Raw genomic sequence first — 17,434 nt, 5'->3', positions numbered from 1 at the left:
ATGACAGCCGGTAACGCCGTTACGGGGCCGGCGGCTTGGCAAAGCTGGACAGGGTGATATCGGCCGTTACCACCATCTTGTCCTGCACGCCGGCCATCACATCGGCCGCCATGGGGGCGGCGGCCATCTGTATTTTGGCGCTACGGTTGTTCATCACCATCATCTCCGTGCGCTCGGCGAAATTGATCTGGCCGACGCGGTATTCCCGGTTGGGGAAGGCCGTCTTCAGCCGCTTCACCTCATCATTCACCTTGGCATAGATCTGCTCGCGCAGCTTGGCGCGGGCCGCCTCTGTCTCTGCCAGCGTCGGTTCAAAGGCGACATTGCCCACGCGCACCTGCAGGCCGGGGCGGCTGGCCTTCTTGGTGCGGTCGGCCAGGGTGCCCAGCTGGCTTTCCGGCAGGCGGGCTTCCAGCGTCGCCTGCCAGCGTTCCAGCCCGGCGCTGTCCGATTGCTGGTTCATGGCGGTGATGCGCCATTCCGCCTTGTCGGCGATGCCCGCGACGGCCTTCAGGATATCGGCGCGCAGGGTGCCGGAATTTTCCGCCCCGTTGCTGGCCGCATCCACCACCAGGGTGACGCGCGCCGTCTCCGTCTTCACCCATTCCTCCACCGCCAGGTTCAGCGTCACATTATCGGATACGGGTGCCGGGGCCACCACCAGGGGGGCCGACTGCGCCCAGACGGGCGATGCTGCCAGCGGCAGGGCCAGCATGGCGGCGGACAGGGCGAACAGGGCAACGGGGCGGCGCATGGAATTCTCTCCTTATCGTCAGCGGGTTCCATACCCGCTGTTGAGGGGGGAGAGTAGCGCATCCCCGGTGGCGGAAATACGACCGGAAGGGGATAATTCAAGGGTAATAGGCCGGGCCTCCCCCCTCACCACCCGCCCTATTTCGTGCCGAACAGCCGGTCGCCGGCATCGCCCAGGCCGGGCACGATATAGGAATTGGCATCCAGATGGCTGTCCAGGGCGGCGGTGAAGACCGGCACATCCGGGTGGTGCTGGTGGAACACCGCCACCCCCTCCGGGGCCGAGACCAGGGCCATGAAGCGGATCTGGCTGTCGGCCACGCCATGGCGATTCAGCACATCCACGGCATGAACGGCGGAATAGCCGGTGGCCAGCATGGGATCGACCAGGATGAAGATGCGGCCCGCCGGGTCCGGCAGCTTCACCAGATATTCCACCGGGCGCTTGGTGTCATGGTCGCGGTAAAGCCCGATATGGCCTTCGCGCGCCGCCGGCACCAGTTCCAGCAGCCCTTCCGCCATCACCAAGCCTGCGCGCAGGATGGGCACCACGGCCAGCTTGCGCCCTTCGATCACCGGGGCATCCATGGTGGCCAGCGGGGTTTCGATGCGCTCCGTCGTCATCGGCAGGTCGCGCGTGATCTCGTACCCCATCAACAGGGCGATTTCCCGCAGCAACTGGCGGAAGCCCATGGTGGACCGGCCCTTGTCGCGCATATGCGACAGCTTGTGCTGGATCAGCGGATGGGTCAGCACATGAAGATTGGGGAAGTCGCGGGTCATGGCCGGTTCCTGGCAATAAAGGATGATTTTCACTACCATAGAGCGGATCGCCCAAAGGCGGAATCGCCTTTGGGCGTGAATCTGCTCGCGGACAGACAAAGCGAGAGCGGGCTGTGGTTCCTACAAAACGCAGCCCGCTCTCGCCGCCCCGGCCGGCCGCGTCAGCGGTAACGATGCCCCATGCTTTGCCTGGGCGGCTGACGCGCGTGGCGGATGGGCTGTGCCGGGCAGCGATCTCCCCCATATTCAACGCCCCATACCCCCGCCTTTCCAGACCCCCGGTTTCCATGCGCCGTCACGACCGCCCCAATGGCAATTCCGCTGCCGATCGCGCCAACCGCACCCGCCTGACCGATGGGCAGGTGCTGGCCCGCCTGCTGCCCTATCTCTGGCCGGCGGGCCAGCCGGCCATGAAGCTGCGGGTGGTGCTGGCGCTGCTGTTCCTGGCGGTCGCCAAGGGCGCCAATGTCACCGTGCCCATCTGGTACAAGGGCGCGGTGGATGCATTGTCTGGCGAAGGGCTGGCCCAGGCCGTGGCGGCCAACCCGGCGGTTGCCATCCCCATTGGCTTCATCCTGGCCTATGGGCTGGCGCGGGTGTTGAGCCTGGCGTTTGGCGAACTGCGCGACGCGATTTTCGAACGGGTCAGCCAGCGCGCCATGCGGGTGGCGGCCCTGAATGTCTTCCGCCATCTGCACGCCCTGTCGCTGCGCTTCCATCTGGAACGGCAGACGGGCGGGCTGTCGCGCGTGGTGGAACGCGGCACCAAGGCAATTGACAGTCTGCTCAGCACCTCCTTGTTCAATGTGCTGCCGACGCTGCTGGAAATCCTGCTGGTGACGGGCATCCTGTGGAAATTGTTCGATTTCCGCTTCGCTGCCGTCACGTTCGGCACGGTGGCGCTTTATATCGGCTATACCATCACCGTCACCAACTGGCGTACCCGCATCCGCCGGTCGATGCTGGATGCCGATACCAGCGCGAATGCCAAGGCCATCGACACGCTGCTGAATTACGAGACGGTGAAGTATTTCGGCAATGAGGTGTTTGAGGCCAACCGGTATGACAAGGCCCTGCGCGTTTATGAGGATGCGGCGGTCCGCACCCAGGCGTCGTTGTCGCTGCTGAATATCGGCCAGGGCATCATCATCGCCGTGGGCGTGGTGGCGGTGATGTGGATGGCGGCGACCGGCATCATCAACGGCCAGTTGACCATCGGCGATTTCGTGCTGGTGAACACCTATCTGCTGCAGCTTTACCAGCCGCTGAATATTTTCGGCTTCGTCTATCGCGGCATCCGGGAATCGCTGAATGATATGGAGCGGATGTTCGAACTGCTGACCGTGGATCGGGAGGTGGAGGACAAGCCGGGCGCCCCGGCGCTGGTGACGGCAGGGGCCGCCATCCGGTTCCGCGATGTGCATTTCGCCTATGACAAGCGCCGGCCCATCCTGAAGGGCATCGATTTCACCGTGCCGGCCGGGCGCACCGTGGCCGTGGTCGGACCCACCGGGGCCGGCAAATCCACCCTGTCCCGCCTGCTGTATCGCTTCTATGACGTGACCGGTGGCGCGGTGGAGATCGATAACCAGGATGTGCGGCAGGTCACCCAGGCATCGCTGCGCGCCGCCATCGGCATCGTGCCGCAGGATACGGTGCTGTTCAACGACACCATCCGCTACAACATCGCCTATGGCCGCGTCGATGCCAGTGAGGCGGAGCTGGAGCGGGTGGCCGCCGCTGCGCAAATCCTGGATTTCATCAAGGCCCTGCCCGATGGCTGGAACACCATGGTGGGTGAACGCGGCCTGAAACTGTCCGGCGGGGAAAAACAGCGCGTGGCCATCGCCCGCACCCTGCTGAAAGACCCGCCGATCCTGATTCTGGATGAGGCGACCAGCGCGCTAGACACCCATACGGAACGCGAAATCCAGGCTGCATTGACCGATGCGGCGCGCGGGCGCAGCACCCTGGTGATCGCCCATCGCCTGTCCACCGTGGTGGATGCCGATGAAATCATCGTGCTGGATGCCGGCCAGATCGTGGAACGCGGCAACCACGCCGCCTTGCTGGCCCAGGGCGGGGCCTATGCCGCGCTGTGGGCGCGGCAGCAGGAAGGGGTGAACCGCGCAGAGACGAAGCTGGAAGCGTAACCGGTTACGGGTTTTTCACAGAGAAGCGCGACAAAACCTGTTGCGCTTCAATCCCCAGCGCATAGAAGGCGACACCCATCCGGTCGCCCCGCCGCCAGGCAACGATGGCTTCGCCGCTGATCTCCGTCCCGTCCACGGTCAGACGGAAACCGAACCGGTCCTGCTGGTCCAGCAGCCCGCGATATCCGGCCACGCACATGCCACCCAGGCTGAGATCGACCAGTTCCAGCCGCTGCTGGGCCACCGTGACATGCCCATCGGCAAAACCGCGTTTGGGGGCGGACCGGTCACGCCGCAGCAGCCGGCCCAGCCAGGATGGTGGGCGGGGCGGGGCCGGGGCGGTGAAGGGGGAATTGGCCGCAATCTCCATGACTTGGCCTCATCTATCCAAATATATCGAACCGACCCCAGAATCGCACGTGAGCACGGATCGGAAAACCGGACCTTTGGACACATGTACGATGGGCATATCACCTGCCCATCCCCCTACCGATTTGACGATCCGGCGGGCCTGTCGCACTATCCGGGATAGGCCCTGTTCGTCACCGCTGCCGATGGAATGCCCCATGCCGGATGCCCTGCCCCCCACCGATCTTGCCGACCGGCTGCGCCGTGGCGAACGGCGCGCGTTGGCCCAAGCCATCACCCTGGTGGAAAGCACGCGGGCCGATCACCGGGCGCTGGCCGATGATCTGCTGGCCAGCCTGCTGCCCGATACGGGCAATGCGGTGCGGCTGGGCATTACCGGCGTGCCCGGTGTGGGCAAATCCACCTTTATTGAGGCGTTTGGCCTGCATCTGATTGCCCAGGGGCTGAAGGTGGCCGTGCTGGCCATCGACCCCACCAGCCAGCGCACCGGCGGTTCCATCCTGGGCGACAAGACGCGGATGGAATTGCTGTCGCGCGACCCGCAGGCCTTCATCCGCCCGTCGCCGGCCGGCGGCACGCTGGGCGGGGTGGCAAGGCGCACGCGCGAAGCCATGCTGCTGGTGGAGGCCGCCGGTTTTGATGTGGTGATTGTGGAAACCGTGGGGGTGGGCCAGTCGGAAACGGCGGTGGCCGACATGGTGGACCTGTTCCTGCTGCTGCTGCCGCCCGCCGGCGGGGATGAGCTGCAGGGCATCAAGAAGGGTATTGTCGAGTTGGCCGACATGATCGTGGTCAATAAGGCCGATGGTGAGTTGGCCACCGCCGCCCGCCATGCGGAGGCGGAATATCGCCATGCCCTGTCGCTGCTGCGCCCGGTCAACCCGCTCTGGCGGGTGCCGGTGCTGTCCTGCTCCGCCCTGACCGGCAAGGGCATTGATGCGGTCTGGGAGCAGATCACAGACTATCACCGCCTGCTGGGGGCCGACGGGTCCGGCGACATCGCCCGCCGCCGGGCCGAACAGGCCCGCGCCTGGATGTGGAGCGAGATTGAGGAAAGCCTGGCCGATGCCTTCAAGGCGGAACCGGCGGTAAAGCGGGAACTGCCCGCATTGGAACGCGCCACCGCCACCGCCGCCATCACGCCGGGTGCGGCAGCCAAGCGCCTGCTGGCGCTGTTTCGGCGGGGGTAGGGGCTTTTCTGATCCCCCCTGTTCTTTCCTGCAACCTCTCCCCACCGCACAAGCAACGATCTTTCCATCCGGCAAGCCCCCATTTCACGCGCGGGGGCCGGTTCTGCCTTGCAATCAGGTGGGGTGACAGCGGCCGTTGCGCTTGATACGACACCATCATGTCGAACGCGACCGTCACCCCCGCCAGCGCTCCGCGCCGTGCCGTTGTTGAACGCACGACGAAGGAGACCCGTATCCGCGTCGCCGTCAACCTGGACGGCACCGGACAGTACAAGGTTTCCACCGGCATTGGTTTTCTGGACCATATGCTGGAACAGCTCTCCCGCCATTCGTTGATGGATCTGGAGGTGGAGGCCGAGGGCGACCTGCATATCGATTTCCACCACACGACCGAAGATAGCGGCATCGCCATCGGTGAGGCGGTGATGAAGGCGCTGGGCGACCGTAAAGGCATCCAGCGCTATGGCGACGCGCTGATCCCGATGGATGAAACGCTGACCCGCGTGGCCATCGACCTGTCCAACCGGCCCTATCTGATCTGGAAGGTCCATTTCACCCGCGACAAGCTGGGTGACATGGATACCGAACTGTTCAAGGAATGGTTCCAGGCCTTTGCCCAGGCAGCGGGTGCCACGCTGCATGTCGAAAACCTGTATGGTGAGAATAATCACCATATTGTGGAGAGCTGCTACAAGGCGCTGGCGCGTGCCTTCCGTGCTGCGGTCGAGATTGACCCGCGCAAGGCCGATGCCGTTCCCTCCACCAAGGGCGTGCTGGGCGGGTCGCTGTAATCCCGTTCTTAACGCTGGTCATACGAAGGCGTACCCGATGACCGAAACCGTCGCCCTGATCGACTATGGTTCCGGCAACCTGCGTTCCGCCGCCAAGGCGTTGGAACGCGCGGCGGCCGATGCCGGGCTGGATAGCCGCATCCTTGTCACCGCCGATCCCGCCAATGTGGCCAAGGCCGACCGGGTGGTGCTGCCCGGCGTCGGTGCCTTTGGCGATTGCCGCGCCGGGCTGGATGCGGTGCCGGGCATGGTCTCCGCCCTGTATGAGGCGGTGATCGTGCATGGCCGGCCCTTCCTGGGCATCTGTGTCGGGATGCAGTTGCTGGCCCGGCTGGGCCGCGAGCATGGTGACCATGCCGGTCTGGGCTGGCTGGATGCGGAGGTCGGGCCGCTGACGCCTTCCGACCCGGCGCTGAAAATCCCGCATATGGGCTGGAATGAACTGCACCTGCAGGCCCCCGCCCATCCGGTGCTGGCCGGGCTGGCAGAGGGGGTGCACGCCTATTTCGTGCATTCCTATGCCATGCGGGTGGCGGACCCGGCGCAGGTGCTGGCCACCTGTGATTATGGCGGGCCGTTCACCGCCATTGTCGGGCGGGATAATATTGTCGGCACCCAGTTCCACCCGGAAAAAAGCCAGCAGGCCGGCCTGACCCTGATCGCCAATTTCCTGCGTTGGCAGCCATGAGCGACAGCACAGCCCCCAAAACGGCCACCAGCGTCGAACTGGTCACGGAATTCCGCCGCGTCGACCTGATGGACCTGTATGACGCCACCGAAGCCGCCATCCTGGATGGTGGCGGCTTCGGCTGGGTGATGCCGCCGGAACGCGATGTGCAGGAACGCTATTGGAAGGGCGTGCTGGCCGTGCCGGAACGCAGCCTGTTCATCGGCCGGCTGGATGGCATTGTCGCCGGGTCGGCCCAACTGGTACGCCCGACCCGCAATAATGAAGCGCAGAGCTTTGCCTGCAGCCTGACCACCTCCTTCGTGGCTCCCTGGGCGCGCGGCCATGGGCTGGCGCGCAAGCTGACCCAGGCGGTGATCGATCAGGCGACCAAGGAAGGCTTCCGGCTGCTGAACCTGGACGTGCGCGACACCCAGCACAGCGCCATCCGGCTTTATGAGAAGATGGGCTTCATCCGCTGGGGCACGCACCCGCATTATGCCCGCGCCATGGGCCGCGATATCAGCGGCCATTTCTATTACAAAACCTTGGAACAGCAGGGGGACGGGGAAAACCCGTCCGGGGAGCCTTAAGCCATGATCCTTTTTCCCGCCATCGACCTGAAGGACGGCAATGCCGTGCGCCTGCTGCGCGGTGAGATGGAACAGGCCACCATCTTCAATGCCGATCCGGCCGCCCAGGCGGAAAGCTTCGCCGCCCAGGGCTATGAATGGCTGCATCTGGTGGATTTGAACGGCGCTTTCGCCGGCAAGCCGGTCAATGGTGCTGCGGTGGAAGCCATCCTGTCCCGCGTCTCCCTGCCGGCCCAGTTGGGCGGTGGCATCCGCGACATGGAAACCATCGAATACTGGCTGTCGCGCGGCATTGCGCGGGTCATCCTGGGCACCGTGGCGGTGAAGAACCCGGCCCTGGTGAAGGAAGCCTGCAGGGCCTTCCCCGGCAAGGTGGCCGTGGGCATTGATGCCCGCAACGGCTATGTCGCCGTGGAAGGCTGGGCAGAGACCAGCGAGCTGAAGGCGCTGGATCTGGCGCTGAAGTTTGAGGATTGCGGCGTGGCCGCCATCATCTACACCGATATTGACCGCGATGGCGCCATGGGGGGGGTGAATGTGGAATCCACCGCCGATCTGGCCAGCCACCTGACCACGCCGGTCATCGCGTCCGGCGGTGTCTCCTCCATCGCCGATCTGGCGGCGTTGAAGGAGGTGGAGGAGACCGGCATCATCGGCGTGATTTCCGGCCGCGCGCTTTATGATGGCCGCATCGATCCGGCGGCGGCCCTCGCCCTGCTGCGCGGGGAGTAAGGCCGATGCTGAAGGCCCGCATCATCCCCTGTCTGGACGTGAAGGACGGGCGCGTCGTCAAGGGCGTGAATTTCGTCGATCTGATCGATGCCGGCGACCCGGTGGAACAGGCCCGCGCCTATGATGCCGCCGGGGCTGACGAGCTGACCTTCCTGGACATCACCGCCAGTTCCGATAACCGCGACACCATCTATGACGTGGTGCGCCGCACCGCCGAACAGGTCTTCATGCCGCTGACCGTGGGTGGTGGCGTGCGGGTGGTGGAAGATATCCGCAAGCTGCTGCTGGCCGGGGCCGACAAGGTGTCGATCAACACCGCCGCCGTCCACCGCCCGGAATTTGTGCGTGAAGCGGCGCAGAAATTCGGGGCCCAATGCATCGTGGTGGCCATTGATGCCAAATCGGTGGAGCCGGGGCCCAACGGGGAACCGCGCTGGGAGATTTTCACCCATGGCGGGCGCAACCGCACCGGGCTGGATGCGGTGGAATGGGCCCAGCGCATGGCCGAATATGGCGCGGGCGAAATCCTGCTCACCTCCATGGACCGGGATGGCACCAAGCAGGGCTTCAATCTGCCGCTGACGCGGGCGGTGGCCGATGCGGTCAGCATCCCGGTCATCGCATCCGGCGGGGTCGGCAACCTGGACCATCTGGTGGAAGGGGTGAGGCAGGGCCATGCCTCGGCCGTGCTGGCCGCCAGCATCTTCCATTTCGGCACCTATTCGATCCGCCAGGCCAAGGAACATATGGCCGCGGCAGGCATCCCGGTACGGCTGTGAGTAGAACGGAAAACACCATGGCAAGCAGCAAGGATAAGCCGGTGAATGGCGGCGGTGCCGCTGTGCTGGATGAGGTTTATCAGACCATCCTGGAACGCCGGGGCGGCGATCCGGAAAGCTCCCACACCGCGCGCCTGTTCGCGCGTGGCCGCGCCAAGATCGCCCAGAAGGTGGGTGAGGAAGCCGTGGAAGCGGTGATTGAGGCGATGCGCGGTGACAAGGATAAGCTGGCCGACGAATCCGCCGATCTGTTGTACCATTTGCTGGTGCTGTGGGCCGATGCCGGGCTGGAACCGGCGCAGGTCTATGGCATTCTGGAAGGGCGCAAGGGCATCAGCGGCATTGCGGAAAAGAAAAGCCGCAAGCCCGCCTGAGGGGCGGTGACGCCATACCCGGTCTTCGCCATAGTGGGCGGGAATAACAGCGTTTCAGCGGAAGGATATGCCCCTTGATCTATGATCGCAGCAACATCTTCGCCCGCATCCTGCGGGGGGAAATCCCCTGCAAGAAGGTCTATGAAGACCCCTATGCGCTGGCCTTCCACGATATCAACCCGCAGGCCCCCACCCATATTCTGGTGATCCCCAAGGGGCCCTTCTGCTCCTTCGCGGATTTCAGCGCCCAGGCGACGGAACAGGAAATTACCGGCTTCATCCGCGCCGTCGGGTTGGTGGCGCGTCAGGCCGGGCTGGATGACAGCGGCTATCGCCTGCTGGCCAATCACGGGCCGGACAGCCACCAGGAAGTGCCGCATTTCCATGTGCATATCGCCGGCGGCCGCCCGCTGGGCAAGATGCTGGCCTGAGGCAGACCTTTCCGGCGGCTCCGGATACATGCCCGGGCGCCGCCGGCGGTCTTAGAATTACCGACAAAAGCACGCATGATTATTTTCTTTTCGGAATATTTCTGTGAAGCAGATGGCATAAAGAGTTTCATTTTACGCAATATATCAAAATAATTTAAGTAGTTAGCGTTATGCGCTTTGTTTCCATTTAGGAATTTAAAAAATTAACAATAAAAATCTATAAATTTTGTTACAAAACTTCGTTATCTGTTGATTTTATACATTATTCACTCATCATTGAGTTGCCCATTGCATACATGAATAGGGAGCGGAAATGCGTATTTCCCACCGGCTTTTGATTCCGGTTGTTATCCTGTCCCTGGTCACCTTGGCGGTCTTCGCGGTCTCGGCCATAGGCTTCCGGCAGGAAAAACAAGCCAATATCAATATGATCCGGTTGGATCTGATGCGTTACCACGCCGGTGAAATCCGCTCCCTCAGCCGTGCCGTGCAGCGCGATACGCTGAACACCCTTGTTGAGAGGGCCGAGGACCGCAAAGCCTATGCGGATCGGGCAACCAAGCGGATCAAGGAACTGAATGCGCGGGTCGACCTGTTGTCCAGCATCATGGGGGCGGAGACCGCTGCCCTGCAGATGGATGGCTTCGCCCCCACCCAGCGACAGGTCATGTCCAGCCTGACCCGGGTGATTGATACGGCCCTGGCGGGCAATATTTCCGCGGCCCACAGCCTGTTCAACGATGAGACACGGCCAGCGGAACGCGCCGCTTCCAAGGTGACCGACAGCTTTGTCGAGGTGATGGACAAGCGGATCGAGACGGCCACCCAGGAGAGCAAGGCCCTTGCCATCCTGGTAGAGCGGGCACAGATGATCACCGCCGTGGTGGGGATCGTCATTGGGGTTGGTCTGGCCCTGTTGATTACAAGGCGGGGCGTCAGCGAGCCGCTGGCGCGCCTGACGACGGCCACCAGCGCCATTGCCGCCGGCCAACTGGATACCAATATCCCGGCACAGGAACGGCGGGATGAACTGGGGGCGCTGGCACGTGCCCTGCTGATCTTCCGCGATCAGGCGCGCGCCAACCGCGATCTGGAAGAACAGGCGGCCCTGGCCCGTGCGGCTGCCGCCCAGCAGCGACGCCAGGCCCTGCAGGCCATGGCGGATACGGTCGCCAGTGAGACGAACCGCACCGTAGACACGGTCAGCCAATCCACCCGGCTGATGGGCCAGTCGATGCAGCACCTGTCCAGTCTGGCCGCCAGCGTGGCCGATGACAGCGCCGCCGTCGCCTCTGCCAGTGCCCAGGGGCTGGCCAATGCCCAGGCGGTATCCAGCGCCGCGGAGGAGCTTTCAGCTTCCATCCAGGAGATCAGCGGCTCAGTGCAGCGCGCTGCCACTGTCATCGGCACAGCGGTGGCCGGGGGCAACCGGGCGCAGGAGACCATCGCCAGCCTGTCGCAGGCGGTGGAGCGGATTTCGGAAGTAACGGTTCTGATTGGTGAAATCGCACAGCAGACCAATCTGCTGGCATTGAACGCCACGATTGAGGCTGCCCGCGCCGGCGATGCGGGTAAAGGCTTTGCCGTGGTGGCAGGGGAAGTGAAATCGCTGGCGACCCAGACCGCACGGTCCACGGACGATATTACCCGGCAGATCAGCGACATCCAGTCCGCCACCCGCGCCGCGGTAGAGGCCATGGCCAATGTCAGCACCCACATTGAAGAGGTGAATGGCGTTGTCACCATCATCGCCGCCGCGATGGAGGAACAGGGGGCGGCGACGCAGGAAATTGCCCGCAATGTCAGCGAAACCAGCCGGGCCAGCCTGGAAGTGACCGAACGGATCGGCAATGTCAGCCAGGGGGCCGGCGAGGTGGATCAGCGGGCAGGCGACGTCGCCCGTACGATCGCTGTCATTTCCCAGGATATCGGCACCCTGCGGGACACCCTGATCCAGGTGGTGGAAGGGGCCAGCAAGGCAGCATAACCACCGCCCCTGCGGCGGTGGTTATCGGCAGACCAGAGCGAAGGAAAAATATCCGGGATGGCATCGCCATCCCGGTGCAATCACCAAGACTTAAGGCAAAGCCGGTCAAACGACCGGCTGTTCCTGTTCGGCCTCGTTGCCATCAACCTCGTCACCGTCATCGCCCTCTTCACCTTCGAAGGGGCCGCTGCCGGCCGGGCCATTGTCATAGCGCGGGTTATTCTGGCGCTGACGGGCCTCGTGCTCGTTGATCTGGCACATGATGCGGAAATAATGCTCCGCGTGCTGGAGATAATTCTCCGCCGCGATGCGATCGCCAGACGCCTGGGCATCGCGCGCCAGCGCCTGATACTTGTCATAAACCTGGAAAGCATTGCCACGGATGCGCACATCCGGGCCATTGCTGTCGTAATTCTGCTGACGCTGCGGCCCGTTCTGACGGCGATTGCCGCCATTATTATTGCCACCGCCGCCGCCGTTACCACCGTTGCCGCCGCCGCCATTATTACCGCCGCGGCCGCGTGAACGCCGTGTATTCGGTCCTTGTCTCATTCGTTTTGTGCTCTGGCCCCTGGAGTTTCCTGCCCTCGGACTGTCGGCGTTTTGGTCCATGCCTGTTCTTGGCGATTGACCATTTTCAGGGGGCATATTGACCCCATGCCCCCATGGGCACGCCCCAAGCCCTGGTCCCGAGGGCTGTCATGTCGGCAGGCGCCCCACGCGCGGCTGCCGCATAAGCCGGACCCTAGCGGGTGTTGCGACCTATTCCAACAGGTTTTTTTCGCTGGCCGGGGCTGGCCATTCACCAACCGCCACGCGGTCACGCCCGCCCAGATCGCAAATGGTGGCAACCTTGTCCAATCCGGCCGCCTGGAACAGGGCCGCCACCGCTGGCCCCTGCTCCGCCCCATGCTCCATCGCCACCAGCGCAGCAGGGGCCGCCAGCCGCGCCAGATCGGGCAGCAGCAGCCGGTAAGGGCCCAGCCCGTCCGGCCCGCCAGCCAGCGCCCGCCAGGGTTCGAACCGCGCCACCTCCACCTGCAGACCGGCAATATCGGCATCAGGGATATAGGGCGGGTTGGAGACGATGATGTCAAAGCCCCCTCCCCCCAGCGCCGTCGCCCAATCCCCCGCCAGGAATTGCGCGCGCTCCCCCAAGCCCAGCCTGTGGGCATTGCCCCGCGCCACGGCGGCAGCATCGGGCGACAAATCCACCCCCACCCCGAAGGCCGTGCCATATTCAGAGAGCAGCGCCAGCAGGATGGCCCCCGTGCCGGTGCCAAGATCAAGAATACGCCATGACCGGTCACGGCTTGGCCGGTGCTTCAGCACGGTTTCAACCAGGGTTTCCGTATCCGGACGGGGGATCAGGGTTTCCGGCCCCAGCAGCAGTTCCAGGCCCCAGAATTCCCAATTGCCCAGGATGCGCTGCACCGGTTCCCGCGCGGCCCGCCGTTCCACCAGCCCGTCAAAATGCGCCAGCTTGTCCGTTGGCACGCGCAGGCCCTGTGGCCGGCGCAGGCGGCTGGTAGGGATGCCAAAGGCTGCTTCGGCCAGATAGAGCAGGTCCAGCCGCGCCTCCTCCACGCCCAGCGCTGCCAGCCTTGCCTCTGCCGCCGCCAGCAGGGGGGAAAGTTCAACTTCGTCCGACATGCTCATTTCCTTGATCCCGCTTCCCGCAGCCGGGCCAGGGCGGCGAAGGGGTGGTTTTCATCCACCGGCGGGGCATTGCGCTGGCGTTCCGCCTTGGCCTGGGTGGGGCGGCGGCGCACCCAGGCGGGCGGCGATGGTGCCTCCCCCTCTGCCGGGGGCGGCTGGCGGCGTTCACGCCAGCCCAGGGCAGCCAGAATGCCCGGCACTTCCTCATTGGCGCAGGCCGCCAGCGGGGCCAGCCCGGCCAGATCGCTCAAGCGTCCATCGGCACCGCTGCGCCGCGCCAGTTCCGCCTCCAGCCGATCCACCATATCCATGCGGATGGCGCGCGGCCCCACCGGCAGATATCCTGCGGCCAGCAGCAACCCATCGGCCACGTCTGGCCCGCGCGGCACGGAAATCCGCCCCGGCGGCGGCACCGGGGCCGGCAGGGGCGCCCCTTCCCGCACGGACCAGAGCAGGGCCAGCAGGGAGGCCGGGCGCGGCTTGGCGAGTGCGGGCAGGAAGACGCGGCTGAAGCCCAGCCGCACCCCATGATCGTAAAGCTGTTTGCGGGCGGGCTTGTCCAGGCTGTCGATCAGCGGGTCCAGCACCGGGCGGGGCAATTGCCCTGCCGCATCGGCCAATTGATAGGCAATGCCCCGCGCCGGGCCGGACAGATCGGCATCACGCAGCCGCAACAGGGCGGACAGGTCACGCTTTATCCGCTCCTGCACGAAATCCACCAGCCTCTGCCGTGCCCGGTCACGCTGTGTTCCATCCAGTAGATCATCGCGCAACAGGCGCACATCGGGGTGCAGCAGGTCGCGCCCTGTGGCCAGCCGGGCCAGCGGCACATCCTGCCAGCGCAGCACCCCGTCGCTGCCCAGCGCCAGCGTGTCCGGCCCTGCCGCTTCCAGGGCGGCCACCCGGCGCGCCACCTCTTCCCGCAGCACGCGGCGGGCGGCGGTCATCAGGGTGGGGCGGTCATCCTCCCCCACATCGGCTTCCATGGTGAAGGACAAGCCGGTCAGCGCGCCGACCCGGTGGCCTTCCACCATTACCACGCCTGCCGTATCGACATGGCCCAGCAGGTCGCGCCCGTCGCGCAGCACCTTCACCAGCCCGGCCGATCGCTTGTCGACAAAGCGCTGGGTCAGCCGTTCATGCAGCGCGTCGGACAGCTTGTCCTCCACCGCGCGGGTCAGCCCCTGCCAGTGGCGGGCATCCTTCAACCAGTCGGGCCGGTGGGCCACATAGGTCCAGGTGCGCACATGGGCGATGCGGGCCACCAGCGCATCAATATCGCCTTCCACCTTGTCCAGCCGCTGCACCTGGGCGGCGATGAAATCGGTGGGCAGCCGCCCGCCCGGCGCCATCAGATGGTGATAAATCTGGGCCAGCAGCTTGGTATGGGCATCCGTCATGGTCTTGCGGAAATCGGGGATCTGGCAGACCTCCCATAACTGTTTCACCCCGCCAGGCCGGCGGGTCAGGCCCATCAACTCGCCATCCTGGGCCAGGGCCTGCAAGGCCAACTGATCATCCGCCGGGCGGGCCCGCAGCAGCAGGGGCGAGGGGGGCCGCGCCTCAAGCGTGCGAATCAGCCCCTCCACGGAGCGTAAATCCAGGTCAGAATTGCGCCAGGTCAGGTTGGTCAGCGGCTGGAATTCATGGTTTTCCACGGCCTGGATGGTCTGTTCATCCAGCGGCGAACAGTCCCAGGTGGTGCCAAAGGTGCCGTCACTCTGGTGGCGGCCGGCGCGGCCGCCGATCTGCGCCACTTCCGGTGCGGTCAGCCGGCGGGGGCGATGGCCATCGAACTTGGACAGGCGGGCAAACCAGACATGGTCCACATCCATGTTCAGGCCCATGCCGATGGCGTCTGTCGCCACCAGATAATCCACGTCGCCGGCCTGATACATGGCCACCTGGGCATTGCGGGTACGGGGGCTGAGCGCCCCCATCACCACCGCCGTGCCACCACGCGAGCGGCGGACCATTTCGGCCAACTGATACACTTCCGTCACCGAAAAGGCGGTGATGGCGCTGCGCGGCGGCAGCTTGGTCAGCTTCTTGTGCCCGCCATAGGTCAGCTGCGAGAAGCGGGGGCGGGAGATGATCTCCACCTTGGGGATCAGTTTCTGGATCAGCGGGCGCATCATGTCGGAGCCGAGGAACATCGTCTCCTCCCCGCCGCGCGCGTGCAGCAGCCGGTCGGTGAAGATGTGCCCGCGCTCATCATCGGCGCAAAGCTGGATTTCATCCACACACAGGAACTGCACGCTGCGGTCCAGCGGCATACTTTCCACGGTGCAGACCCAGTAACGCGGGGAGGAGGGGATGATCTTCTCCTCCCCTGTCACCAGGGCGACATGCGCCTCCCCTTTCAGCTTCACCAGCTTTTCATAATTTTCACGCGCCAGCAGGCGCAGGGGAAAGCCGATCATCCCCGTGCGATGGGCGGCCATCCGCTCCATCGCCAGATAGGTCTTGCCGGTATTGGTGGGGCCCAGCACGGCGGTCACCCGGCCCTGGATGGTGGCAAGCGGGGGGCCCGCAGGGGCGGATGGCGGATGCGCGTTCATACCCCTATGGATGGGCGGGCCGGCGCGATAATGCAAGAGGCCCCGCGATGGCCCCAGACCCGCCATAGAATCGCCACGCCCGCCCACCATCTCAGGTTCCATGCGACAGATATTCCGCCATATCACCCGCGCCGCCCCCGCCCTGCTGCTGCTGGCCGGGTTGTCATTGCCGGCGCCCCAGGCCCTGGCCCAGGCCACGCCGGCCGGTGCCGCCAATCTGGAACGGCTGATCCAGGACCGGCTGGGGGCTGCCACCAGCAACGAACCGGACCAGTTCCGCCTGGAACGGGTGCCGGAGGTGCAGGTGACGGCCCAGGGCGACATCTATGCCGTCAGCCTGCCCAAGCTGCGGCTGCTGACCGATGGCGGCTGGCTGCTGGAAGCCCCGGTGGTGGAAGCGGAGGTGAAGCCCCTGCCCGATGGCGGCTGGGAGGTGGAGGCCAGCATCCCGCAACCGCTGTCGGTGTTCAGCGAACGCGGCTTCCGCGCCGGTGACCTGACCATCGGTCAGCAGAAACTGCACGCCCGCTGGTCGGCGGACGGCTATCTGCTGAACGCGGCAGACCTGTCCCTGGCCAATGTCGCCTTTCACCCCACCAGCGGCGGTGGCCTGTTCAATCTGGCCAGCCTGACCCTGAAACTGGACCCCGCGCGCGTGACCGGTGACGCCTGGACGGGGATTTTCAATCTGGCCTTGGGTGGGCTGAATTTCCAGGCCCCCACGGGGATGGAGAAGATCGCCCTGCAGAAGCTGCGCCTGCGCGGCGATGCGGCGGGGCTGGATCTGACCAAATTCGCCCAGGCCAGCCGTATCTGGCGGGGGGGCGGCCTGCCCACCGCCAACCAGTTGGAACGGCTGGCCACGGCCCTGAAGCTGGAACTTGATCTGGCCGGTTATCAGCAGGTGCATAATGATGGCCGCCGCACCAAGCTGGACAGCGGCGGCGGCACCCTGGCGCTGGATGGCTTGTCCGGCGACCGGGCGGGAATGCGGCTGGATTGGCGCCATGCCGGGCTGGACCGGCGCGGGGCCGATATCGAGCCCGCCCTGGTGCCCGCCAGCGCCGATATCGCGCTCAATGGCAGCCGGCTGCCGCCGACCCCGCTGCTGGCCTTGCTGGCAACCTATGCCAGTGACACCAGCGACGGGCCGCGCAAGGCCGCGCGTGAGCAACTGTTCACCGCCATGCAGACCGCCGGTTCCAACCTCAATATTGACCGGCTTTCCCTGAAAGGCCCGCAAACAGCGGTCAGCGGTAATGGTGCCTTCAAGTTTGCCAGCCAGAATCCGCGCGGCCTGACCGGCCAGGCCGATCTGTCGATGAGCGGCATTGACCGTCTGATCGCCGCCATCCAGGCCAGTGGCGGGACCAAGGCGGCCGGCACAGCCATAGCACTTTATGCGGTGCAGGGGCTGGGCCAGCCGGAACAGGGGGCCGATGGCATCACCCATCGCTATCAACTGCAAATCCTGCCCGACGGGCGAATCATGTTGAATGGCAATGACATGCAGAATGTGGCCGGCCTGCTGACCCGGTAAGGGGCGGGCAGCAATGAAAAAAACCCCCGCCCGGTGGCTGCCGGGCGGGGGGTTTTCTTTACGGCAGCTCGG

General features: G+C 65.0%; 17 protein-coding genes. 11 read left to right on the top strand and 6 right to left on the bottom strand.

The window, feature by feature from the left end; translation table 11 throughout:
* Positions 1 to 19 precede the first annotated feature (19 nt).
* Entirely contained in the window at positions 20 to 754 is a 735-nt protein-coding gene (locus PCJ49_RS22120) for a hypothetical protein (protein ID WP_269912873.1), read from the bottom strand.
* A gap of 137 nt (positions 755 to 891) precedes the next feature.
* On the bottom strand, positions 892 to 1,536 hold the full coding sequence (upp, locus tag PCJ49_RS22115; RefSeq protein WP_089290244.1) for a uracil phosphoribosyltransferase: 645 nt from the start codon (positions 1,534 to 1,536) through the stop codon (positions 892 to 894).
* 287 nt (positions 1,537 to 1,823) lie between these two features.
* Here upp and PCJ49_RS22110 point away from each other — a divergent pair, with 287 nt between their 5' ends.
* Complete coding sequence (locus tag PCJ49_RS22110; protein WP_269912872.1) at positions 1,824 to 3,689, top strand: ABC transporter ATP-binding protein/permease; 1,866 nt, start codon at positions 1,824 to 1,826, stop codon at positions 3,687 to 3,689.
* A gap of 4 nt (positions 3,690 to 3,693) precedes the next feature.
* On the opposite strand, the gene PCJ49_RS22105 is transcribed toward PCJ49_RS22110, so the two are convergent.
* Entirely contained in the window at positions 3,694 to 4,059 is a 366-nt protein-coding gene (locus PCJ49_RS22105) for a PilZ domain-containing protein (RefSeq protein WP_269912871.1), read from the bottom strand.
* A 196-nt stretch (positions 4,060 to 4,255) separates the two neighbouring features.
* On the opposite strand from PCJ49_RS22105, the gene meaB reads away from it, so the two are divergent.
* From meaB to PCJ49_RS22060, 9 genes are all read left to right on the top strand, one after another.
* Positions 4,256 to 5,248 carry a methylmalonyl Co-A mutase-associated GTPase MeaB gene (gene meaB, locus PCJ49_RS22100; protein ID WP_269912870.1) on the top strand — a complete coding sequence of 331 codons (993 nt, stop codon included), beginning with the start codon at positions 4,256 to 4,258 and terminating at the stop codon, positions 5,246 to 5,248.
* Between the two features lie 158 nt (positions 5,249 to 5,406).
* Positions 5,407 to 6,039, top strand: a complete 633-nt coding sequence (gene hisB / locus PCJ49_RS22095) for an imidazoleglycerol-phosphate dehydratase HisB (RefSeq protein ID WP_269912869.1) — start codon at positions 5,407 to 5,409, stop codon at positions 6,037 to 6,039.
* Positions 6,040 to 6,076: 37 nt separating this feature from the next.
* Positions 6,077 to 6,727, top strand: a complete 651-nt coding sequence (hisH, locus tag PCJ49_RS22090) for an imidazole glycerol phosphate synthase subunit HisH (protein ID WP_269912868.1) — start codon at positions 6,077 to 6,079, stop codon at positions 6,725 to 6,727.
* Positions 6,728 to 6,795: 68 nt separating this feature from the next.
* The gene (locus tag PCJ49_RS22085) at positions 6,796 to 7,299 is read left to right on the top strand and encodes a GNAT family N-acetyltransferase (protein ID WP_269912963.1); all 504 of its coding nucleotides are present in this window, start codon (positions 6,796 to 6,798) and stop codon (positions 7,297 to 7,299) included.
* A 3-nt stretch (positions 7,300 to 7,302) separates the two neighbouring features.
* The gene (gene hisA, locus PCJ49_RS22080; RefSeq protein ID WP_269912867.1) at positions 7,303 to 8,031 is read left to right on the top strand and encodes a 1-(5-phosphoribosyl)-5-[(5-phosphoribosylamino)methylideneamino]imidazole-4-carboxamide isomerase; all 729 of its coding nucleotides are present in this window, start codon (positions 7,303 to 7,305) and stop codon (positions 8,029 to 8,031) included.
* 5 nt (positions 8,032 to 8,036) lie between these two features.
* Complete coding sequence (hisF, locus tag PCJ49_RS22075) at positions 8,037 to 8,810, top strand: imidazole glycerol phosphate synthase subunit HisF (protein WP_269912866.1); 774 nt, start codon at positions 8,037 to 8,039, stop codon at positions 8,808 to 8,810.
* Positions 8,811 to 8,827: 17 nt separating this feature from the next.
* Positions 8,828 to 9,184 carry a phosphoribosyl-ATP diphosphatase gene (locus PCJ49_RS22070; RefSeq protein ID WP_089290310.1) on the top strand — a complete coding sequence of 119 codons (357 nt, stop codon included), beginning with the start codon at positions 8,828 to 8,830 and terminating at the stop codon, positions 9,182 to 9,184.
* Positions 9,185 to 9,258: 74 nt separating this feature from the next.
* Positions 9,259 to 9,615, top strand: a complete 357-nt coding sequence (locus PCJ49_RS22065) for a histidine triad nucleotide-binding protein (RefSeq protein ID WP_269912865.1) — start codon at positions 9,259 to 9,261, stop codon at positions 9,613 to 9,615.
* Between the two features lie 313 nt (positions 9,616 to 9,928).
* A complete protein-coding gene (locus PCJ49_RS22060) occupies positions 9,929 to 11,602 on the top strand; it encodes a methyl-accepting chemotaxis protein (protein WP_269912864.1) in 1,674 nt (557 codons plus the stop codon).
* A gap of 105 nt (positions 11,603 to 11,707) precedes the next feature.
* Here the strand turns inward: PCJ49_RS22060 and PCJ49_RS22055 are convergent, their stop codons facing one another.
* The 3 genes from PCJ49_RS22055 to PCJ49_RS22045 form a co-directional block, all read right to left on the bottom strand.
* Positions 11,708 to 12,154, bottom strand: a complete 447-nt coding sequence (locus tag PCJ49_RS22055) for a DUF4167 domain-containing protein (RefSeq protein WP_269912863.1) — start codon at positions 12,152 to 12,154, stop codon at positions 11,708 to 11,710.
* A 210-nt stretch (positions 12,155 to 12,364) separates the two neighbouring features.
* Positions 12,365 to 13,255: a peptide chain release factor N(5)-glutamine methyltransferase gene (gene prmC / locus PCJ49_RS22050; RefSeq protein ID WP_269912862.1), complete on the bottom strand. Its 891-nt coding sequence runs from the start codon at positions 13,253 to 13,255 to the stop codon at positions 12,365 to 12,367.
* A 2-nt stretch (positions 13,256 to 13,257) separates the two neighbouring features.
* On the bottom strand, positions 13,258 to 15,822 hold the full coding sequence (locus tag PCJ49_RS22045; RefSeq protein WP_269912861.1) for a helicase-related protein: 2,565 nt from the start codon (positions 15,820 to 15,822) through the stop codon (positions 13,258 to 13,260).
* Positions 15,823 to 15,922: 100 nt separating this feature from the next.
* On the opposite strand from PCJ49_RS22045, the gene PCJ49_RS22040 reads away from it, so the two are divergent.
* Positions 15,923 to 17,362, top strand: coding sequence for a DUF2125 domain-containing protein (locus PCJ49_RS22040; RefSeq protein WP_269912860.1), 1,440 nt, complete (start codon positions 15,923 to 15,925; stop codon positions 17,360 to 17,362).
* Positions 17,363 to 17,434: the final 72 nt, after the last annotated feature.

Origin of the sequence: Niveispirillum sp. BGYR6 (assembly GCF_027568365.1) — a bacterium.
In the GTDB taxonomy this organism is placed as follows: Bacteria; Pseudomonadota; Alphaproteobacteria; order Azospirillales; family Azospirillaceae; genus Niveispirillum.
This window is presented reverse-complemented; position numbering and strand designations above follow the sequence as displayed.